At 67.4% G+C, this 21,410-nt stretch carries 17 protein-coding genes; 14 read left to right on the top strand and 3 right to left on the bottom strand.

All coding sequences use genetic code 11. The annotated features are described in order from the left end of the window. Window positions 1-64 precede the first annotated feature (64 nt). The 11 genes from ACG02S_RS22100 to ACG02S_RS22050 all read left to right on the top strand — a co-directional run bounded on the left by ACG02S_RS22100 (window position 65) and on the right by ACG02S_RS22050 (window position 13,713). On the top strand, window positions 65-1,654 hold the full coding sequence (locus tag ACG02S_RS22100) for an XrtA system polysaccharide chain length determinant (protein WP_394472662.1): 1,590 nt from the start codon (window positions 65-67) through the stop codon (window positions 1,652-1,654). A gap of 1 nt (window position 1,655) precedes the next feature. Next, window positions 1,656-2,627, top strand: a complete 972-nt coding sequence (locus ACG02S_RS22095) for an XrtA-associated tyrosine autokinase (RefSeq protein ID WP_394472661.1) — start codon at window positions 1,656-1,658, stop codon at window positions 2,625-2,627. After that, window positions 2,608-4,140 (top strand): TIGR03016 family PEP-CTERM system-associated outer membrane protein, encoded by a 1,533-nt coding sequence (locus tag ACG02S_RS22090; RefSeq protein ID WP_394472660.1) that lies wholly within the window; start codon window positions 2,608-2,610, stop codon window positions 4,138-4,140. Before ACG02S_RS22095 ends, ACG02S_RS22090 begins: the two co-directional genes overlap by 20 nt. 84 nt (window positions 4,141-4,224) lie before the next feature. Next, a complete protein-coding gene (locus ACG02S_RS22085; protein WP_394472659.1) occupies window positions 4,225-5,322 on the top strand; it encodes an XrtA/PEP-CTERM system-associated ATPase in 1,098 nt (365 codons plus the stop codon). A gap of 13 nt (window positions 5,323-5,335) precedes the next feature. Further along, the gene (locus ACG02S_RS22080) at window positions 5,336-6,226 is read left to right on the top strand and encodes an XrtA system polysaccharide deacetylase (RefSeq protein ID WP_394472658.1); all 891 of its coding nucleotides are present in this window, start codon (window positions 5,336-5,338) and stop codon (window positions 6,224-6,226) included. After that, on the top strand, window positions 6,227-7,276 hold the full coding sequence (locus tag ACG02S_RS22075) for a FemAB family XrtA/PEP-CTERM system-associated protein (RefSeq protein WP_394472657.1): 1,050 nt from the start codon (window positions 6,227-6,229) through the stop codon (window positions 7,274-7,276). Window positions 7,277-7,287: 11 nt separating this feature from the next. Further along, the gene (locus ACG02S_RS22070; protein WP_394472656.1) at window positions 7,288-8,475 is read left to right on the top strand and encodes a TIGR03087 family PEP-CTERM/XrtA system glycosyltransferase; all 1,188 of its coding nucleotides are present in this window, start codon (window positions 7,288-7,290) and stop codon (window positions 8,473-8,475) included. Between the two features lie 70 nt (window positions 8,476-8,545). Then, on the top strand, window positions 8,546-10,111 hold the full coding sequence (gene xrtA, locus ACG02S_RS22065; protein ID WP_394472655.1) for an exosortase A: 1,566 nt from the start codon (window positions 8,546-8,548) through the stop codon (window positions 10,109-10,111). A gap of 52 nt (window positions 10,112-10,163) precedes the next feature. After that, window positions 10,164-11,444, top strand: coding sequence for a nucleotide sugar dehydrogenase (locus ACG02S_RS22060; protein ID WP_394472654.1), 1,281 nt, complete (start codon window positions 10,164-10,166; stop codon window positions 11,442-11,444). Window positions 11,445-11,455: 11 nt separating this feature from the next. Then, entirely contained in the window at window positions 11,456-12,583 is a 1,128-nt protein-coding gene (locus ACG02S_RS22055; RefSeq protein ID WP_394472653.1) for an acyltransferase family protein, read from the top strand. A gap of 8 nt (window positions 12,584-12,591) precedes the next feature. After that, on the top strand, window positions 12,592-13,713 hold the full coding sequence (locus ACG02S_RS22050) for a TIGR03088 family PEP-CTERM/XrtA system glycosyltransferase (RefSeq protein WP_394472652.1): 1,122 nt from the start codon (window positions 12,592-12,594) through the stop codon (window positions 13,711-13,713). On the opposite strand, the gene ACG02S_RS22045 is transcribed toward ACG02S_RS22050, so the two are convergent. From ACG02S_RS22045 to ACG02S_RS22035, 3 genes are read right to left on the bottom strand one after another with little or no spacing between them, the layout of a single operon-like run. Beyond that, on the bottom strand, window positions 13,699-15,318 hold the full coding sequence (locus tag ACG02S_RS22045) for a hypothetical protein (protein ID WP_394472651.1): 1,620 nt from the start codon (window positions 15,316-15,318) through the stop codon (window positions 13,699-13,701). The genes ACG02S_RS22050 and ACG02S_RS22045 overlap by 15 nt on opposite strands. Next, a complete protein-coding gene (locus ACG02S_RS22040; protein ID WP_394472650.1) occupies window positions 15,315-16,322 on the bottom strand; it encodes a glycosyltransferase family 2 protein in 1,008 nt (335 codons plus the stop codon). Before ACG02S_RS22040 ends, ACG02S_RS22045 begins: the two co-directional genes overlap by 4 nt. 12 nt (window positions 16,323-16,334) lie before the next feature. Next, window positions 16,335-16,715: a GtrA family protein gene (locus ACG02S_RS22035; RefSeq protein ID WP_394472649.1), complete on the bottom strand. Its 381-nt coding sequence runs from the start codon at window positions 16,713-16,715 to the stop codon at window positions 16,335-16,337. 230 nt (window positions 16,716-16,945) lie between these two features. Between ACG02S_RS22035 and ACG02S_RS22030 the strand changes: the two genes are divergently transcribed. Genes ACG02S_RS22030 through ACG02S_RS22020 form a run of 3 tightly spaced genes read left to right on the top strand, consistent with a single transcriptional unit; the run spans window position 16,946 to window position 21,409 of the window. Beyond that, the gene (locus ACG02S_RS22030; RefSeq protein ID WP_394472648.1) at window positions 16,946-18,865 is read left to right on the top strand and encodes an XrtA/PEP-CTERM system amidotransferase; all 1,920 of its coding nucleotides are present in this window, start codon (window positions 16,946-16,948) and stop codon (window positions 18,863-18,865) included. Between the two features lie 25 nt (window positions 18,866-18,890). Continuing rightward, window positions 18,891-20,207: a nucleotide sugar dehydrogenase gene (locus ACG02S_RS22025; RefSeq protein WP_394472647.1), complete on the top strand. Its 1,317-nt coding sequence runs from the start codon at window positions 18,891-18,893 to the stop codon at window positions 20,205-20,207. Beyond that, window positions 20,204-21,409 carry a glycosyltransferase family 4 protein gene (locus tag ACG02S_RS22020; RefSeq protein ID WP_394472646.1) on the top strand — a complete coding sequence of 402 codons (1,206 nt, stop codon included), beginning with the start codon at window positions 20,204-20,206 and terminating at the stop codon, window positions 21,407-21,409. Before ACG02S_RS22025 ends, ACG02S_RS22020 begins: the two co-directional genes overlap by 4 nt. The last annotated feature ends 1 nt before the right edge of the window (window position 21,410 follow it).

Raw genomic sequence — 21,410 nt, 5'->3', positions numbered from 1 at the left:
TCAAACTGCCTGGGCGCCGTGTGCGCCGATCCTTGCTATCTAGCGTTCAACGAGACTGCCCCCGATGGAAGCCCTCATAGGCCAATTGCTGATCATTGCCAGGCGGATGTGGAAGTACCGCTGGGTCGGCCTGGTCGTGGCCTGGGTCGCAGGTGTCGTGGGTGCCGTGGTGGTGTTCGTGCTGCCCGACCGTTACGAGGCGAGCGCGCGCATCTACGTCGACACGCAGTCCACCCTGAAGCCGCTGATGACCGGTCTGGCGGTGCTGCCCAATGTCGATGAGCAGGTCAAGATGCTGAGCCGCACGCTGATCACGCGGCCCAACGTCGAGAAGCTGGTGCGCATGGCCGACCTGGACCTGCGCAGCCAGACCAAGGCGCAGCAGGATGCGACCATCGAGACCGTCACCAGCAACCTCTCCATCCAGAGCGTCGGCCGCGACAACCTCTACACGCTGGGCTACCGCGACAGCGACCCGGAGACCGCCAAGCGCGTCGTGCAGTCGCTGGTGTCCATCTTTGTCGAATCCAGCCTTGGGTCGACGCGCAAGGACTCGTCCACCGCCACGACCTTCATCAACGAGCAGATCAAATCCTACGAGGCCAAGCTGGAAGAGGCTGAAACGCGGCTGAAGGAATTCCGGCTGAAGAACATCGGCATCTCCGGCGATGGCAAGGACTCGGCGGCAAAGATTTCGGAGCTGAGCGCCCAACTGGAGCGAGCACGGCTGGAGTACCGCGAGGCGGCCAATGCGCGCGATGCAGCCAAGGCCCAGCTGGAGGCCGAGAAGGCACGGGGCGGCACGCAGACGACCCAGCAAAGCCTGCTGCAGGAAGCCAACGCCAACGTGTCCACGCCCGAGCTGGACGCCCGCCTGGCCGAGTACCGCCGCAACCTGGACGCACTGTTGCAGCGCTACACCGACCAGCATCCCGACATCGTCACCACCCGCAAGCTCATCAAGGACCTGGAAGAGCAGCGCAAGCGCGAGCTGGCGGAACTGCGCCGTGCCGCCGCAGCAACGCCGTCTGTCGGCCTGACGCAGGGGGGCGGTGGCAGCCTGGCGATGCAGGAACTGGTGCGCATCCTGGCCACCACCGAGGTCCAGGTGGCCTCGCTGCGTGCCCGTGTCGACGAATATTCCGGGCGCTATGCCCAGGCGATGGCGGCGCTGAAGACCGCGCCGCAGGTCGAGGCCGAAGCCGCCCAGCTGAACCGCGACTACGCGATCCAGAAGCGCAACTACGAAGACCTGGTGCAGCGCCGCGAGCAGGCGGCGATTTCCGGTGAACTGGACGTGGCATCCGGCATCGCCGACTTCCGCGTCATCGAGCCGCCGCGGGCCAATCCCAAGCCGGTGGCACCCAACCGCCTGTTGCTGCTGGCCGGTGCCATGGCGGCGGCGCTGGGTGTGGGTGTGTTCACCACGTTTGCGGCCAGCCAGCTGCGGCCCGTGTTCTACGACGCCGATGACCTGCGCGCGCGGTGCGAGCTGCCCATCCTGGGCGTCGTCACGCGGTTGGTCACCGATGCCGACCGGGCGCGCCTGCGGGTCGACCTGATCCGTTTCTCGTTCGGTGCCGGGGGATTGCTGGTGATGTTTGCCATCGCCCTGACCGTGTTGGCCGTGCAACTGAGCCGACAGGTGGTTTGACATGACGAGCTTGATCGAACAGGCCGCGCAGCGGCTCGAACAATTGCGCCAAGCGGGCGTCGTGCTGCCGGGCGACGACGTGGGAGTGCCGGCCGCGGCCCCTGCAGCGCCGCTCGCCGCGCCGGCCAGCGCCCCCGTGGCGACGGAGCCTGCCTTCCGTCCGGTGGGCATCTCGGTCGTCGCGGACGGCGGGCCTTCCTCCAAGCGCGTCGAACTCGACGTGGTGGCGCTGGCGGCCCAGGGGTTCCTGATGCCCCACATGCCGCGCTCCCAGACGGGCGATCAGTACCGCGTCATCAAGCGCCCGTTGATCAAGAACGCGATGGGCAAGGGCGCCGCGACCATCAACCACGCCAACCTGCTGATGGTGACCAGCGCGCTGGCGGGCGAGGGGAAGAGCTTCACGTCCATCAACCTGGCGCTGAGCATCGCTGCAGAGCTGGACAACACCGTCATGCTGGTCGATGCGGACGTGGCACGCCCCTCCGTGCTGCGCATGCTGGGACTGCCGCAGGGACCGGGACTGCTGGACGTGCTGGAAGAGCGGGTCGAGATGTCCGACGTGCTGCTGCGCACCAACGTCGAGAAGCTGACCATCCTGCCCAGCGGCACGCCGCATGCACGCGCGACCGAACTGCTGGCCAGCGATGCGATGACGGCGATGCTGGAGGACATGGCCAAGCGCTATCCCGACCGCATCATCATCTTCGACTCCCCGCCGCTGCTGCTGACCACCGAGTCCCGCGTGCTGGCGTCGCACATGGGGCAGATCATCATCGTCGTGCACGCCGAGAAGACGCCGCAGAGCGCGGTCCAGCAGGCGCTGTCGACCATCGAGACCTGCCCGGTCAAGATGATGCTGCTGAACCAGGCCAGTCCCAACGCTTCCGGCGGCTATGGCTACGGTTATGGCTACGGCTATGGCTACGGTTATGGCTACGGCTATGGCGGCGATGACGCGAAGCAGAGCTGAGCGCACTGGCCTGACGCTGCTGCTGGCGATGGGGGCGGCCGCGTCCCAGGCCCAGCAGGCGACGACGTCTGCAGGCCTGATGGTCACGCCGCGCCTGAGCGTCGCGCAGACCTGGACCGACAACCTGCTGCTGGACGACCTGAACAAGGACGCGGCGCTCATCACGACCGTATCGCCCGGCATCAGTGTCGTCAGCAATCGGGGTGTCCTGCGCGGCAGCCTGGACTACGCGCTCAACGGCATCACCTACCTGAAGTCCGAGCAAGGCAGCCGGGTGCAGAACTCGCTGACGGCCAACGGCCAGGCCGAGCTGATCGGCGGCGTCTTGTTCGTGGACCTGCGCGCGCTGATCGGGCAGCAGAACGCGTCGGCGTTCGGCCAGCTGACGGCGCCGACCCTGGGTTCGCAGAGCGGGCAGAACAACCTGGCCAACGTCAACCAGCGCGAGACCGGCATGTTGAGCGTGGCGCCGACGCTGCGCGGCATGCTGGGCACCCTGGCCAGCTACGAGCTGCGCAGCGAACTGAATCGCACGGAGGTGCGTGACAGCAGCGTGGGCGACAGCCGCGGCCACACCACATCGCTGCGCGTGAACCAGTGGAATGCCGGTGTGCTGTCCTGGTGGCTGCAGGCCAGCGCCCAGCGGGTCAAATCAGTCACGGCGCCGTCCAACGGCACCCGCATGCTGAAGGTCGGGCTGACGTACCGGCCCGACGTGGACTGGCTGTTCACCGGCAACGTGGGCCAGGAGCGCAACGACTACGTGGGCGCCACGCAGCGGGACGGCTCGACCGGCGGCGTCACGGCGCAGTGGACGCCGACGCCGCGCACCCGCGTCGGCGCCGATTGGCAGCGCCACGGCTACGGGTCCAGCCATGCGCTCACGTTCGACCACCGCCTGGCGCGCTCCGTCTGGCGGCTGTCCGACACGCAGACGACGACGCTGGGCAACGTCGGTCTGCAAGGCGGACTGCGCACCAACTACGACCAGTTCTTCCTGCTCTTCGCCTCGCTGGAGCCCGATCCGGTCAAGCGGGACGTGCTGGTGCGGGCGTACCTGCAGTCGCAGGGGCTGTCGCCCGATGCGCCGATTGGCGGCGGCTTCCTGTCGACAGGGCCGAGCCGCATGCGCAACCAGCAGTTGATGGTGACGATGCAAGGCGTGCGCTCCAGCGTGTCCGTGCAGGCCACCCGCACCCTCACGCGCCGCCTGGGTGACAACCTGAACCAGGGCGACTTGGCCAATTCGTCGCGCATCGAGCAGCGTTCCTATTCGCTGACGCTCAGCCACCAGCTGACGCCCGGGTCCGGCCTGTCGCTGGTGGCGTCGCGCCAGGAAAGCCAGGGCGACCTGGCCAGCCAGGCCGTCAACCTGGACAGCGTGCTGGGCAACTGGAACATCCGCTTCGCGGGCGGCAGCAGCCTGCAACTCGGCGCGCGGCACAGCCGTTCCGAAGGCGTCGTCCCGTACACCGAGAATGCGGTGTACGCCAACCTGACGCAACAGTTCTGACCATGAAGCCGTCGTCATGCCCGCGTTCTCCGCTGCGCCACGAAAGCGCGCGTCAATGCCGTCCGGCGACTGGGTGCCACTGACATGTACGAAGCCTTTTACGGCTTGAGCAGCAAGCCCTTCCAGCTCAGCCCCGACCCGAATTTCTATTACGGCAGCAAGCAGCACCGCCGCGCCAAGGCCTATCTGGACTATGGCGTGCTGCGCAATGACGGCTTCATCGTCATCACCGGCGAGATTGGCGCCGGCAAGACCACGTTGCTGCGCGGGCTGCTGGACGGCCTGAACCGCAGCAACGTCGTCATCGGCAACGTCGTGACCACGCAGCTCGACGCCGAGGACACGCTGCGCATGGTCGGCGCGGCGTTCGGCGTGCGCGTGAAGGACGCGCCCAAGTCCGAGTTGCTGATGACGCTGGAGGCCTTCTTCGTCAACCAGGTCACCCAGGGCAAGCGCTGCCTGCTGATCGTCGACGAGGCGCAGAACCTGACCGCGCGTGCGGTGGAGGAGTTGCGCATGCTGAGCAACTTCCAGTTCGCCAACCAGTCCTTGCTGCAGACCTTCCTGGTCGGCCAGCCGGAGTTCCGTCGCATCCTGCAAAAGCCGGAGATGGAGCAGTTCCGCCAGCGTGTCGCCGCGACCTGCCACATCGGCCCGCTGGACGAGGACGAGACGCAGCGCTACATGGAACACCGCCTGAAGTGCGCCGGCTCCAATGGCAAGCCGACCTTCGAGCACGACGCTTTTCCCGCCATCCACAAGGCCAGCAACGGCATCCCGCGCCGCATCAACAGGTTGTGCGACCGCCTGCTGCTGCTGGGCTTCATGCAGGGGCGCACGCACCTGACGCTGGCCGACGTGAAGGAAGTGCTGCGCGACATCGCTCAGGAGAGCGAGGTGCCGCGCCACAGCGACGTCAGCCCGCTGGACAGCACCCCCGCCCGGCTGCCCGACAGCCGGCCTGCGGCGCTGGACAGTGCGCCCGGCGCGCTGGATATCGCCAAGCTGAAGATGAGCGTCGCCGATGTCGACGGACTCTCCAGCGAAATTGCGGCCCTCAGCGCCGACCACCACACCGACCGGCTGCAGCGGCTGGAGCGCAGCATGATGCGGCTGGAGCGCATCAACCTGCAGACGCTGGCGCTGTTGCAGAAGCTGGTGGATGCCGTCAAACAGCATTGACAGAAGGTTTCCCATGTTGATGCCCAACAAGAACCCGGCCCCCCGCAATGCGATGAGCATCGACGTGGAGGACTACTTTCAGGTCTCGGCCTTCGCGCCCTACATCAAGCGCGAGGACTGGAACGGGCTGGAATGCCGCGTCGAGCGCAACATCGAGCGCATCCTGGCGCTGCTGGCCGACAAGCAGGTCAAGGCCACCTTCTTCACGCTGGGCTGGATCGCCGAGCGCTACCCGCAGGTCGTCAAGGCCATCGTGGCGGGCGGCCACGAACTGGCCAGCCATGGCTATGGCCACGAGCGTGCCAGCGACCTGAGCCCCGCCGCGTTTTTGGAAGACATCGCCAGCGCCAAGAAGCTGCTGGAGGACCTGGGCGGTGTGCCGGTCGTCGGCTACCGCGCGCCCAGCTTTTCCATCGGCAAGGGCAACCTGTGGGCGTTCGACGTGCTGCGCGACGCGGGCTACCGCTACTCCAGCAGCGTCTACCCGATTGCGCACGACCACTACGGCATGCCCGATTCGCCGCGCTTTGCCTACCCGGTGCGTGAAGGACTGCTGGAGATCCCGGTGACGACGCTGCGCATGGGATCACGCAACCTGCCCAGCAGCGGGGGCGGCTATTTCAGGTTGCTGCCGTATGCGCTGTCGCGCTGGATGATCCGCCGGGTCAACGAGGTCGACGGCGAGTCGGCCGTCTTCTACTTCCATCCGTGGGAGATCGACCCTGGGCAGCCGCGCGTGACCGCAGCGGACGCGAAGTCGCGCTTCCGCCACTACGTCAACATCGCGCGCACCGAGGCCCGCATCGCGCGCCTGCTGGGTGACTTCCGCTGGGGCCGCATGGACGAGATCTTCCTCGGCCGCGAAGCCCATCCCGCATCGGCGCCCGCGCTGACTTCAGCCTGAATGAACGCCCCGCTACGCATCGCGCGGTTGGCCGCGCAGGACCTTGCCTTGTCCGCGCGCTGGGACGTGTTCGTGCAGGCCAGCCCGCGGGCGACGTTCTTCCATCGCAGCGGTTGGCTGCGCGTCATCGAGAGCGTCTTCGGGCACCGCTGCTTCTTCCTGTACGCGGAGCGTGACGGCGTCATCGAGGGCGTGCTGCCGCTGGCCGAGATCAAGAGCCGCCTCTTCGGCCACTCCGTTGCCAGCCTGCCGTTCGCCGTCTACGGCGGCGTGGCCGCGCTGAATGACGAGGCTGCAGCGTCGCTGGAGGCCGAGGCTGAGAAGATCGCGCGAGGGCAGGGCGCCGCCCACCTGGAGTACCGCTACCTCGGCGACACACGCCACGCCGATTGGCCGCGCCAGGACCTCTATGTGACCTTCCGCAAGGCCATCCTGCCCGACGAGGAGGCCAACATGCTGGCCATCCCTCGCAAGCAGCGTGCGATGGTACGCAAGGGCATCAAGAACGAGCTGCGTGCCGAGATCGACCCGAGCGCCGACCGCTTCTTCGACTTGTATGCCGACAACGTGCTGCGTCACGGCACGCCGGCGATGCCCAAGAAGTATTTCCAGGCGCTGCTGGATGAGTTCGGTGCCGACGCCGAGGTGCTCACCGTCACCGCGCCGGACGGCAAGCCGCTGTCGTCGGTGCTGACGTTCTACTTCCGCGACGAGGTGCTGCCCTACTACGCCGGCGACGACGAGGCCGCGCGCGACCTGGCAGCCAACGACTTCAAGTACTGGGAGCTGATGCGCCGCGCCTGTGCGCGCGGGCTCAAGGTCTTCGACTATGGCCGCAGCAAGCAGGGCACCGGCCCGTATGCGTTCAAGAAGAACTGGGGCTTCGAGCCGCAGCCGCTCAGCTACGAGTACCGGCTGCTCACGCGCGACACGATCCCGCAGAACAACCCGAACAACCCGAAGTACCAGCTGATGATCAAGGCGTGGCGCAAGCTGCCGGTCGGCGTCGCCAACTGGCTGGGCCCCTTCATCGTGAAGAACCTCGGCTGAGGTCTCGGGTCATGAAGATCCTCTACCTCGTCCACCGCCTGCCTTATCCGCCCAACAAGGGCGACAAGGTGCGGTCCTACCATCTGCTGAAGCACCTGGCGGCGCGGCACGAGGTGCATCTGGGCACGTTCATCGACGACCCCGACGACGAGCAGCACGTGGCCACCGTGCGCGCGCTGTGCGCCGGCCTGCATGTGGCGCGGCTGAATCCGCGCGCCGCCAAGCTGGCCAGCCTGCGTGGCCTGCTGACCGGCGAGGCGCTGAGCCTGCCGTACTACCGCGACAGCGGTCTGCAGGCCTGGGTGGAGTGGTCCGCCGCCCGTGTCGGCTTCGATGCCGTCGTCGTGTTCAGCGGCGTGATGGCGCAGTACGTGCCGGCGGGCTTGCGCCAGTTGGTGGATTTCGTCGACGTCGACTCGGCCAAGTGGCGCGACTATGCACCCGAGCACGCCTGGCCGATGTCCTGGCTGTACCGGCGCGAATCCACGAAGCTGCTGGCCTTCGAGCAGCGCGTGGCGGCTCAGGCCGACCACAGCTTCTTCGTCACCGACAACGAGGTGGCGCTGTTTCGCGAGCTGAGCCCGGGGCGCGACCTGCGGCTCGCCGCGCTGGGCAACGGCGTCGACGCGGACTTCTTCGCGCCGGATCCAGCCCGAGCCAGCCCCTTCGCTGCTGGCGAGCTGCCTCTGGTCTTCACCGGCGCGATGGACTACTGGCCCAATGTCGACGCGGTGACCTGGCTGGTGCGCGACATGCTGCCGGCACTGCGCGAGCGCTTCCCGGCGCTGCGCTTTCACATCGTGGGCCGCAGTCCCACGCCGGCGGTTCAGGCGCTGGCCAGCGACAGCGTCAACGTGACCGGCACGGTGCCGGACGTTCGCCCCTGGTTGCAGCACGCGGCGGCTGTCGTCGCGCCGTTGCGGCTGGCGCGGGGACTGCAGAACAAAGTGCTGGAGGCCATGGCCATGGCCCGGCCGGTCGTCGCCGCCGGCAACTGCGTGCGTGCCATCACTGCCGGTACACAGCCGGGGCTTCAGCCCGCTGACGAGGCCTCGGTCTACGTGGAGCAGCTGTCGGCGTTGCTGCGCAACCGGGCCGCCGCAGACGCTGCCGGCCAGCAGGCACGTGAATTCGTCGTGGGCGCATACAGCTGGGACGCCCACCTGGCAGTGCTGGACCGTCACCTGGAGGCCGCATGACCCACGAACGGCCGCCCGAAGGGCCTCAATGCCAGCCCGGCGGGACAGCGCGCAGCGCAAAGGTGCCCCCATGATCGATCTGCCCAAGCCCTGGCGGCTGCCCTTGCTCGGCCTCGCGCTGGCGTGGGCGTTGCTGGCGGTGCTGTACTACGACACGGCCGCGGCCATGATCGTCATCTGGAACCGATCCGAGACGTTCGCACACGCGTGGGTGGTGCCGCCGATCTCAGCGTGGCTGGTCTGGCGCCGCCGCGCGGACCTGGCCGTCGTCGTGCCGCGGCCGGCGCTGCGCTGGCTGTGGGGCATGCCGCCGCTGGGCCTGCTGTGGCTGCTAGGCGACCTGGCCTCGGCCAACGCCGCGACCCAGTTCGCGATGGTGGGCATGTTCGTGCTGATGGTGCCCACGCTGATCGGCACCGAGGCCGCGCGGCGCATCATGTTCCCGCTGGGCTTCCTGTTCTTCGCGGTGCCGTTCGGCGACTTCATGACGCCCTGGCTGATGGAGCGCACGGCGGACTTCACCGTCGTCGCGCTACGCGCCAGCGGCATTCCGGTGTTCCGCGAGGCGCTGCAGTTCGTCATCCCGACCGGCACCTGGTCGGTCGTGCAGGCCTGCAGCGGCATCCGCTACCTGATGGCCTCGGTGATGGTGGGTGCGTTGTTCGCGTACCTGAACTACCGCAGCCACGCCAAGCGCTGGGCCTTCCTCGGCGTGGCCATCATGACGCCGCTGGTGGCCAACTGGCTGCGCGCTTACATGATCGTCATCCTGGGCCACCTGTCCGGCAACAAGCTGGCGGTGGGTGTCGACCACCTGATCTACGGCTGGGTGTTCTTCGGCATCATCATGCTGGCGATGTTCATGTTCGGCGCGCGCTGGTCCGAGGCCGATCCCGAGCCGCTGCCAGCACCCGCAAGTGCGCAGCCAGTCGCGGCGACCGGTCGCTGGGTCGGTGCGCTGCTGGCGACGGGTGTGCTGCTGGCCGCGCCGTTGCTGCTTCGCGGCCTGGCCGACAGCCAATCGAGCCATGTGCCGCCCGCGCTGGCTGCGCCCACGCTGCCGGGCTACAGCTGGCAGGCCGAGCCGCTGGCCAGCTGGCGCCCGCACTTCGAGAACCCCGCTGGCACGCTGCATGGTCGCTACGAATCCGACAGCGGTGCAAAGGTCGGTGTCTACATCGGCTACTACCGCGACCAGCGCTACGGCCGCCAACTGGTCACCTCCGTGAATCAATGGGTCAACGGCGAGTCGGACAAGGACTGGACGCTTACCGCCTCCGGTGTGGCGCAGGTGCCAGAAGGCGATGCGCCGCAACGGTGGCGGACCGGCGAACTGCGCGGTCAGGCCCTCAGCGCGGTGCATGGCGACGGCAGCGCGGCCCCGCGGCTGCGCGTCTGGCAGGTTTACTGGATCAACGGCCGGCCCTTCGTCAGCGACTGGCAGGCCAAGCTGTACGGTGCCGTGCTCAAGCTGGTCGGGCAGGGCGACGACGCGGCTGTCCTGCTGATCTACATGGACAAGCAGGCCGCTGGCCCTGATGACGCGAAGCTGCGTGACTTCGTGCGCACCCATTGGCCCACGCTAGACACCACTTTGCGGGGTATCCGCGACCACGACGCCGCGCGCAAGCCCTGACAATCACGCGCCTTCGAAGATCACAAGCATTCAAAGCAGACGGGAATCGACCATGAACACGCTCGCAGTCATCGGCCTCGGCTACGTGGGCCTGCCCCTGGTGGTGGAGTTCGGCAAGCAGATCCGCACCATCGGTTTCGACATCGCGAAGCACAAGGTCGAAGCCTGCCAGCGTGGCACCGACCCCAGCCGCGAGCTGACCGACGAAGAGGTGCAGGCCGCCACCCATGCGGTCTACACCCACGACCCCCAGATGCTGGCCGAGGCCGACGTCATCATCGTCGCCGTGCCCACGCCGGTGGACGACGCCCACATCCCCGACTTCCGCCCGCTGATTGGCTCGTCCACCAGCGTCGGCCGCCACATGAAGAAAGGCGCCATCGTCGTCTACGAGAGCACCGTCTACCCGGGCGCGACCGAGGAGGTCTGCATCCCCGTGCTGGAGCGCGAGTCCGGCCTGAAGTGGAAGCAGGACTTCTTCGTCGGCTACAGCCCTGAGCGCATCAACCCGGGCGACAAGGAACACACGCTGACCAAGATCCTGAAGATCGTCTCCGGCGACACGCCCGAGACGCTGGACACGGTCGCCAAGGTCTACGAGAAGATCATCATCCCCGGCGTGCATCGCGCGTCCAGCATCAAGGCCGCCGAGGCCGCCAAGGTCATCGAGAACACGCAGCGCGACCTCAACATCGCGCTGATGAACGAGCTGGCCATCATCTTCGACAAGCTGGGCATCGACACCTCCGAGGTGCTGGAGGCGGCCGGTACGAAGTGGAACTTCCTGAAGTTCAAGCCGGGCCTGGTGGGCGGCCACTGCATCGGCGTGGACCCGTACTACCTGACCCATAAGGCGGACATGCTGGGCTACCACCCGCAGGTCATTCTGGCGGGCCGTCGCATCAACGACGGCATGGGCAAGTTCATCGCCGAGCAGACGATCAAGCACATGATCGCCAGCGGCAGTTACATCAAGGGCGCGCGTGTCAACGTGCTGGGCCTGACCTTCAAGGAGAACTGCGGCGACCTGCGCAACTCCAAGGTCATCGACATCATCAACGAGCTGAAGACCTACGGCGTGGAGGTGTTCGTGACCGACGCGCAAGCCGAGGCCGAAGAGGCCATGCACGAGTATGGGGTGCGCCTGATGCCCTTCGACGACCTGCCGCGCGCAGACGCCATCGTGGCGGCGGTGTCGCACCGCGAGTACGCGGCGCTGAGCATGGAAGAGATCGGCAAGAAGCTGGTCAAGGGCGGTGCGTTCATTGACGTGAAGGCGGCGTTCGACACCAAGGCCATTGTCGACGCCGGTTTCCGGCTCTGGAGGCTTTGAGGACGTCTGGCATGCCCGCCGCCAAATGGCTGCGATCGCAGCTGGAGCTCGGGCGTGTCACAGGCTCGACCACCTTGCGGCCCATGGAGGGCTTGCGCGGTGTAGCCGTGCTGCTGGTTTTCCTGGTTCACTACGCGACGCTGGTCACGCCTTGGGTTCCTCGAGGTGGTCTCAGCAGCCAAGTGCTGGATGTCGTCCATGCGGTCGGCAATGTTGGCGTCGATCTGTTCTTTGTGCTCAGCGGCTACCTGATTTACAGCAGCCTTCTGGAGTCCCCCAAGCCGTTCGCCGTGTACTTGCGGCGGCGGGTGCAGCGCATCTACCCCACCTTCCTGGCCGTGTTCGCGCTCTATCTCGGGCTTACTCTCTTTCTGCAGCGCCCCGAACGTTTCCCTGCAGAACCTGCGGCGGCGGCGCTCTATGTGCTGCAGAACCTGCTGCTTTTGCCGGGCGTCTTCCCCATCGATGCGCTGATTGCGGTGGCCTGGTCCTTGAGCTACGAGTTTTTCTTCTATCTGCTTGTGCCTCTCGTCGTCGGTCTAGGCCGCTTGCGAGCACGTACCCGAGAGTGGCGAATCGGCTTCCTGCTGCTTGCGACGGCGGTGGTGCTGGTGGGCTTCGGTACTTGGGGCGGCCCCGTGCGCATGACCATGTTCCTGGCAGGCATGCTGTTGCATGAGCTGCTGCGTGGCGGCCGAGGTACTAGCATGAGCTCCAGCGCAGGCCTGCTAGCGGGGCTGTTAGGGCTGGCTGTGCCGCTCGTTGCGATGCCCGGCCCGACTTTGCAGGCCGTGCGCGTGGGGCTGGTCTATTTAGGCTTCTTGGGCCTTTGTCTAGCGTCCTTCGGCCACCCGGATGGTGCTCTGGCCCGCTGGCTTGCGTGGACGCCGCTACGCTGGATGGGCAATATCAGTTATTCCTACTACCTGCTGCACGGATTGGCGCTGCAGGTGTTCTTCACGCTGTTAGCGCGATTGCTGCCGACCGGTGGCGAGTGGGCTGCGCCCGCGCTGCTCCTGCCAGCCTGGTTGGCGACGCTGCCTCCTTGCCTGGCCTTGTTTTTGTGCATTGAGCGGCCCATGTCGCTTGCGTCTGGTACCGGGCGTCCTGCCACGGCCACCGTGCGGCTCGAAGCGTGAGCGAGTCAATGCCCGAGCGGCCTCTGGTCGTCCATCTTCTGCACCGCTTCGATACCGGCGGCCTGGAGAACGGCGTCGTCAACCTCATCAACCACCTGCCGGCGTTCCGGCACGTGGTGGTCGCGGTGACGGAGATCACCGAGTTCAAGCATCGTGTGACGGCGCCCGGCACGCAGTTCATCGCGTTGAACAAGCCGCCGGGGCAGGGCTTTTGGCTCTACCCACGCGTGTACCGCCTGTTGCGTGAGTTGCGGCCCGCTGTCGTGCACACGCGCAACCTCGGTGCCATGGAGTTCCAGTGGCCGGCGTGGGCGGCAAGGGTGCCGCTGCGGGTGCACAGCGAGCATGGCTGGGACACCAACGACCTCGGCGGCGTGAGCCGAGCCAACCAGCGTCTGCGCCGCGTTTATGGTGCCGGCACTCACCGGTTCGTGGCGCTGTCCCGCGCCATCGAGACCTACCTCACCGGACCGGTCGGCTTCGCCGCGAATCGCGTGCAGCGCATCTGCAACGGCGTGGACACGCAGCGTTTCGCACCGGCCACGACCGTGCCAAGTCAGTGGCCCTACCGGCGCGGCGACCATGTGGTGATTGGCGCAGTGGGGCGCATGCAGGCGGTGAAGGATCCGCTGAATCTTGTCGACGCGTTCCTGCAGCTGCGCACGCTGTGCCCGCACGGTTGGCCGCGGCTGCGCTTGGCGATGCTCGGTGGCGGGCCGATGCTGGACACGGCGCGCGAGCGCCTGGCGCAGGCCGGCGCGGCCGAGCAGGCTTGGTTGCCGGGCGACCGCAGCGACGTCGCGGAGCTGCTGCCGCATTTCGACATCTTCGCGCTTCCGTCGCAGGCCGAGGGCATCAGCAACACGCTGCTGGAGGCCATGGCCTGCGGCTGCGCGCCGGTGGCGACCGATGTGGGTGGCAATCCCGAGCTGGTGGAGCCGGGCGTCAACGGTCTGCTGGTGCCTGCGCGCGACAGCGCCGCATTGGCCAGCGCACTGGGCCTCTTGGTCAACGAGCCGGCGTTGCGTCAGCGCCTTGCCGAAGCGTCGCTGGCCCGGGCGCGCAGCCAGTTCAGCCTGGACGGCATGGTGGCGGCGTACGGCGCGCTGTACGCGTCAGCGCGCGCGTAACTCGTAGGCCGGAAATCCGCCGGCATCGACCGGCCCGCTGATCCTGTAGCGTGCCGCGAGGTGCGCACGCAGCTGGGCGCGCGGCAGCCCCGCCAGCGCCACCTGCATGACCGGGCCGCGCCAGTCCGCGTCGTCCAGCGCGCGGAACACCAGCACGCGGCCCCCACGGGCCAGCGCCGCGTCGATGCGGTCGTCCAGGCGCGCGAGCAGCGCACCAGCGTCGGCCTGCGTCTCGTTCATCTGCACCAGGTCGATGTTGAAGCGCTCGATACCCGGCGTGTTGAGCAGGCTGCTGTCTGGCTCGCCCGGGTAGGCGGCGAAGCCGACATACAGCCCTTGCGAGCCGAGAGCTGCTTGCAGCGCCTGCTCGCGCTCGGCCAGTGCGAAGCGCGCTTTCGGAATGCCGTAGCCAGCCAGATTGACGACCAGCAGCACCGGCAGCGCAACGCCGAGCAGCCACGCGTCCAGCCAGCGGCGGTGCAACTGCAGCACCAGCAGCACGACGGGCAGCGTGAACTGGAACCAGTGCTCGGGGTCGTTGAGGTTGTAGTAGTAAGAGAACGCTGCGGCACCCAGCACGAAGGCCCAGGGTGATAGCAGCCCTGGCTGGGTCTTGCGCAGCGCATCGCGCGCGCCGACGACGAACGTGGCCAGCAGCAGGCCGCCCACCAGCGCAGCCAGCGCGGCCTGGCCCAGCAGCGAGGGCAGCACGGCTCGCACGTCCGGCAGCCAGCCCCACATCCAGGCGCGGCTCAGCGTGCCCAGCGACGGCAGGAAGGCGAAGTTGTTGATGAGGCTGAACGCGAAGCGCAGCGGCATCTCTTTCCAGGACGACAGCCAGGTCTTCAGCTCCTGCTTCTCCTGCAAGCCACCCAGTGTGAAGGCCAGCAGGTCGCGCGCTGGCGTGGTGTCGGTCAGCCGCGCGGCCGCGTAGGCCGCCAGCAGCAGTCCAAAACCCACGGCGGCCAGCGTGACCGCATACGGCAGCAGTCCGCGCACGGCCTGCACGATGCCGCGCCTGCTCGCGCTGAGGATGAGCATGAACAAGGCCAGCAGCATCGCCTGCGGCAGCACGCTGACGAGCAGGTTGACGCCGATGGCCGACCAGGCAGCGCTGGCGATCATGTCGCGCTCGCCCGGCTCGCCGGCCGCTTCGGCACGCTCCCAGCGCATCGCATGGTGCAGCGCCAGCGCCAGCGCCGGGAACACCATCAGCTTGATGTGCGCCGTGGGGCCCAGCGCGAGCAGGTTGAAGCTGACGGCCACGAAGGCGACGGCGGCGGCACTCTTCAGCACCGTGTGGCTGGCTTCCCGTAGCGTCGCGAAGAAGACCGCGCATCCCCACGCGACCGAGAGGACGTTGATGGCCTCCAGCGTGTGGTTGACACCCAGCACGCCGCCCGTCCCGCGGTACAGCAGCATGGCAAGCGGCTGCATCCACAGGTGCCCCAGGTCCCAGAAGAAGCTGTTGGCGCTGAGTTCGTGCCAGTAGCGGTCGACGTCGTCGACTTTGAGCGCCGAGCACAGCAGCGCATAGGCTATGGCGACGGCCAGGGCGACAACTGCCGGCTGTGTCCACCCGGCGCGCGGGGAAGCGTCGCTCACGGTTGCCCCCAATGGCCGGTGATGGCCTCCACATGGAAGCGCGGGCGCTGCTTGCTGGCCTCGTAGATCTTGGCCAGGTATTCGCCGATGACGCCCAGGCTCAGCAGCTGGATGCCGCCCAGCAGGTACATCGGGATCACCGTGGATGCCCAACCGGGAAGCGCCACGTCGGTGAACAGGCGGACGAAGAGCGCCCACAGGCCGAACGCCACGCTGACGACCGACACCATGGCGCCCAGGCTGGTGATGGCGCGCAGCGGTGCGGCCGAGAATGAGGTGACGCCACGCCAGGCCAGGCTCAGCATCTTGGAGAGTGGGTACTTGGACTCGCCGGCGAAGCGCTCCGCGCGGTCGAACGCCACGATGCTGCTGCGGTAGCCCAGCTGGGGAATCATGCCGCGCAGGAACAGGTGGGTCTCTTCATATCGGCGCAGCGCCTCCAGCGGACGGCGACCCATGAGGCGGTAGTCGGCGTGGTTGAAGACGACTTCCACGCCCATCCAGGCGAGCACCTTGTAGTAGCCCTCGGCGGTGAAGCGCTTGAAGAAGGTGTCGGTGTCGCGACGGCGGCGCACGGCGTAGACCAGCTCGTCGCCGTTGCGGAAGGCGCGGACCATGTCCGGAATGATGGACAGGTCGTCCTGCAAGTCGGCGTCCAGGCTGACCAGCGCGTCGCCGCCGACCGACATCAGGCCGCACAGCAGCGCGTTCTGGTGACCGCGGTTGCGGCTGAGCTTGATGCCGCAGGTGTCGCCGCGCTCGCGTGCCAGCGTCTCGATCAGCGTCCAGGTGCCGTCGCGGCTGCCGTCGTCGATGTAGTAGGCCGCGCTGGCATTGGCAATCAGCCCGTCGGCCTTCAGCTCGCCCAGCAATTCACCCAGTCGGCTGGCGGTTTCACGCAGTACCTCCTGCTCGTTGTAGCAGGGCAGCACGAAGTTGACGACGGGAGGCTGGCTGCCGGTCCAGCTGGTGCGGGCGAATCGGTTGGGGTCGATCAGTTGCATGGGAGGTGTCGGTCAGTGTCTGCGGAACACCCAGGCTCGGCTGAGCAGGAAATTGCTGGCCAGCACGCCGGCCGTGGCCAGCAACTGGCTGAGTACCGGGTGCAGACCCAGCGCCAGCGCGACTTGAAGCAAGCCGGCGTTGAGCGCGCAGCCCAGCGCCACCATCAGCAAGAAGCGCAGCTGCTGCGGGCGATTGCCGGCGTGGCTGCCCTGCGACGCGAAGGTCAGCCTGGCATTGGCCCAGTAGTTGAACGCGGCGCTGATCATGAAGGCAACGGTCGATGCGGCCACCAACGGCAGCCAGCCCGCCAAGGTGAATCCTGCCGTCAGCGCGTACTGCAGCAGCGTCGCAAGCGCGCCGATGGACAGGAAGGAGAACAGCTGGGCGATCAAGGCGGAGACGCTGCGGCGGTAGGGGCGCCGAAGTATCGACCCAGCGGTATCGGCGCCGCCCCCGCCGTTCGGGGCGGCCTCATCCCTCGGACAAGGGGGTGAACCTGTGCGGCACGTCACACCGAGGGGGCAGATGACCGGGTGGCGTCGCCAAGCTCGGTAAGAATCCGCCTTTCTTCCGCGCCGGCTCCGGCGCGGTGTCCCTTGTTCGGCTGAATCAGGTCATTTCCATGTGCGGCATCACCGGTCTGTTCGACACCCGCGGCCAGCGCCTTCCCGAGCGGGATCGCCTGCAGCGGATGAACGAATCCCAGCACCACCGGGGCCCGGACGAGGGTGACCTGCACATCGAGCCCGGCGTGGGCTTCGGCCATCGGCGCCTGTCGGTCATCGACATCGCGACGGGCCAACAACCCATCTTCAACGACGACAAGTCGGTCGCGCTGGTCTTCAACGGCGAGGTCTACAACTACCTGGAGCTGATGGACGCGCTGCGTGGCCACGGCTACGTGTTCCGCACCAAGAGCGACTCCGAAGTCATCGTGCGCGCCTGGGAGCACTGGGGCGAGGACTGCGTGCATCACCTGCGCGGCATGTTCGCGTTCATGATCCACGACCGCCGCCGCGACTGCCTGTTCATGGCCCGCGACCGCCTGGGCGTGAAGCCGCTGCACTACGCGATGACCGAGGACGGCTGGCTGCTGTTCGGCTCGGAGCTGAAGAGCCTGATGGCTCACGGCGGCCTGCGCCAGGAGATGGACCCGCGTGCGGTCGAGGCTTATTTCGCACTGGGCTATGTGCCCGACCCGTGGACCATCTATCGCCACGCGCAGAAGCTGGCGCCCGGCCACCGCCTGCTCGTCAAGCGCGGCCAACCCCTGGGTGAGCCGCAGCGCTACTGGGACGTCAAGTTCACGCTCGACGCCAAGATCGGCCAGGAAGAAGCGGCCGAGGAACTGCGCCGGCGCCTGACGGAGGCCGTCAAGCTGCGCCTGAAGGCCGAGGTGCCGCTGGGCGCGTTCCTGTCTGGCGGCGTGGACTCCAGCGCGGTCGTCGCGGCCATGGCTGAACTGGACGCCCAGCCCGTCAACACCTGCTCCATCGGCTTCGACGACCCCAAATTTAACGAGACCGAGTTCGCGCAGATGGTGGCGGACCGCTACCGCACCAACCACCGCGTCGAGACGGTGTCCAGCGACGACTTCGGGCTCGTCGATATGCTGGCGCATCTGTATGACGAGCCCTATGCGGACTCGTCCGCCATTCCCACCTACCGCGTCTGCGAGCTGGCGCGCAAGCATGTGACCGTGGCGTTGTCGGGCGACGGGGGCGACGAGACGTTCGGCGGCTACCGCCGCTACAAGATGCACATGATGGAAGAGCGCATGCGCAGCGCCTTCCCGCTGGCGCTGCGCAAGGGCGTGTTCGGCCCGCTGGCAAAGCTGTACCCGAAGGCCGACTGGGCGCCGCGCGTGTTCCGCGCCAAGACGACCTTCCAGGCCATCGCGCGCAGCTCGGTCGACGCCTACTTCAACACCATGGGCCTGGTGCGCGATCCGCTGCGCCAGCAGCTGTTCAGCGACAGCTTCAAGCGCGACCTGCAGGGCTGGCATGCCAGCGAGGTGTTCCATCACCATGCGCAGCGAGCTGGCACCGACGATCCGCTGGCGCTGATCCAGTACCTGGACATCCACACCTACCTCCCCGGCGACATCAACACCAAGGTCGACCGCGCCAGCATGGCGCACAGCCTGGAGGTGCGCGAGCCGCTGATGGACCACGAGTTGGTGGAGTGGGTGGCGACGTTGCCGTCCAGCCTGAAGCTGCGTGGCCAGGAGGGCAAGTACCTGTTCAAGAAGTCGCTGGAGCCCCTGCTGCCGCACGACGTGCTGTACCGGCCCAAGATGGGCTTCGCGGTACCGCTGGCGCGCTGGCTGCGCGGCCCGCTGCGTGAACACACGCGCAACGCCTTGCAGAACGGCGCGCTGGCGCAGACGGGCTGGTTCAACGCCAGCACCATCGCACGCCTGCTGGACCAGCACGAGCGCGGTGCGCTCGATCATGCCCAGCCGCTGTGGGCGCTGCTGATGTTCGACGCCTTCCTGCGCAATGCAGGCCTGGGTGCTGCGCCGGCGCGCGCGGCGGCCTGAAGCAACAAACAACCAGGACGACAAGATGAAGGTTTCGGTTTTCGGTCTCGGCTACGTCGGCGCAGTGTCCTGCGCCTGCCTGCCCGAACTCGGCCACGAGGTGGTGGGCGTCGACATCAATCCGTTGAAGGTCGAGCTGATCGCGTCGGGCCAGTCGCCGGTGGTGGAAGAGGGCATTGAGGAGCTGATCGGCGCCGCCGTGAAGGCCGGCAAGCTGACGGCCACGCGTGATGTCGCCGCCGCCGTGCGTGACACCGAGATCTCGCTAATTTCGGTCGCCACGCCGTCGTTGCCCAACTACATGCCCGATCTGACCGCGCTGGACGCCGTCGTCGGCCAGATCGGGGCCGAGATCGCCAAGAAGGACGGCCACCACACGTTGGTCATCCGCAGCACCGTGGCGCCGGGCACCACGCGTGCGCGCATCGCGCCGCTGCTGGAGCAGGCGGCGAGCCGCAAGATAGGCGACCGGTTGTCGCTGGTCTTCAACCCCGAGTTCTTGCGCGAGGGCTCGTCGGTGTCGGACTTCCACAACCCGCCGCAGACCATCGTTGGCAGCCTGGACGAGGCCGGCGTAGAGGTCATGAAGCGCCTGTACACCGGCGTGCCGGGCAATTTCGTCGCCGCCGACGTGGGTGTGGCCGAGTCGGTCAAGTACCTGTGCAACGTGTTCCACGCGTTGAAGATCGTCTTCGCCAACGAAGCCGGCGCCGTGCTGAAGGAAACCGGCCTGGACTCGCGCGACGTGCTGGAGCTGTTCTGCCGAGACACGCAGCTCAACATCTCCAAGGCCTATCTGCGACCCGGCTTTGCCTTTGGCGGCTCCTGCCTGCCCAAGGAGGTCAAGGGCTTCCTGACCATTGCCCGCGAGCGCGGTGTCGACATCCCCGTGTTGGGCTCGCTGCTGGACAGCAACGACGCCCACATCGGCCGCGCCTACGAGCTGATCGCCTCGGCCGGACGCAAGCCGGTGGCGCTGTTTGGCCTGGCCTTCAAGCCCGGCACCGACGACCTGCGCGACTCGCCGCTGGTGGTGCTGGCCGAGAAGCTGCTGGGCAAGGGCTTCGATCTCGCCATCTACGACAAGTTCGTCAAGATTGCGCGGCTGCTGGGCAAGAACAAAGAATACATCGACCGCGAGATTCCCCACCTCGACAAGCTGCTGCACGAGACGCCCGACGCGGCGCTGGCGCGCGCCGAGATCGTGGTCGTGGGTCACGCCGATGCGGAGACTCGTCAACGCATCATCGCGGTCGCCAAGACGGCGCGCATCGTGGACTTGAACGGCTATGCCGACCTGCGAGACGCGGGCTTTGCAAAGTACGAGGGCATCTGCTGGTGACCAAACCCAGGCTTGCGTTCGTCTCGCCTGTTTTTCTGCTGCCCGCCGATGCGGGCGGCAAGATCCGCACGGGCAACATCCTGCGGTCCATGCATGGCGGCGCGTTCGAGATCACGCTGATCTCGCCGGCCACGGCCGAGCAGGCGCAGCGCTGGGCACCGGAGCTGGCCGCCATGTGCGACCACTTCGTGCGCTGGGAGCCGCAGGCCGCGCAGCCGCGCTGGCGCCGGGCCGGTGACCTGCTGGGCGCGCTGCCCGTCAACGTCGCGTCCGACCGCACGCCACAGGCGCTGCGGGTGGTGGCGCAGACGCTGGCGGCCCAACGCTTCGACGTCGTTGTCTTCGACTTCGTGCATGCCGCCGTGCTGCTGCCGGCCGGCGTGCTGCCGCCGTCTGTCTGCTTCACGCACAACGTCGAGGCCGAGATCTTCAAACGCCATGCCGAGACGGCCGCACAGGCGCCCTTGCGCTGGCTGTGGCGCAGCCAGCATCGCAAGATGCAGGCGTTCGAGGCGCAGGCGCTGAAGCGCTTCACGCGCGTCGTGGCCGTGTCCGAGCGTGACGCCAAGCAGTTCGAGACCCATTACGGCCTCGACAACGTGCGCACCATCCCGACCGGCGTGGATCTCGATTTCTTCAGCTGGCAGGCGCCGCAGGCGCCGTCCGCCGATGGCCCCGTCGTCGTCTTCACGGGCTCGATGGACTGGGAAGCCAATGTCGACGGCATCCGCTTCTTCATCGACGAGGTTTGGCCGCGCGTGCTGGCGCAGCGGCCCGATGCCCGCCTGCGGGTGGTGGGGCGCAACCCGCCGGCCTCGCTGGTCCAGAAGGCCGCGCCGCGCGTCAGCTTCACCGGCTTCGTCGACGACGTGCGCGAGCATGTGCGCGATGCCCAGGCGTTCGTGATCCCGCTGCGCGTGGGCGGCGGCACCCGCATCAAGGCCTTCGAGGCGATGGCGATGGGCTGCCCGGTCGTGTCGACCGCCATCGGCATCGAAGGCTTGCCGGTCGATGCCGACCGGCACTATCTGCTAGCCGACTCAGCCGCAGCGCTGGCCAGCGGCGTGCTGCAGTTGATGACAGACGCCGCCGCGCGCCAGCGCCTGTCCGAGGCGGCGCGGGAACTGGTCGAGGCCCGATTCGGTCATCGTGTGGCCGGCGAGCGCTTCGAGCAGATCGCGCTGGAAGCCTTGCAGGCCTGAG

The organism is Pelomonas dachongensis (genome assembly GCF_043555865.1).
GTDB classification, from domain to species: Bacteria; Pseudomonadota; Gammaproteobacteria; order Burkholderiales; family Burkholderiaceae_C; genus Pelomonas; species Pelomonas dachongensis.
This window is presented reverse-complemented; position numbering and strand designations above follow the sequence as displayed.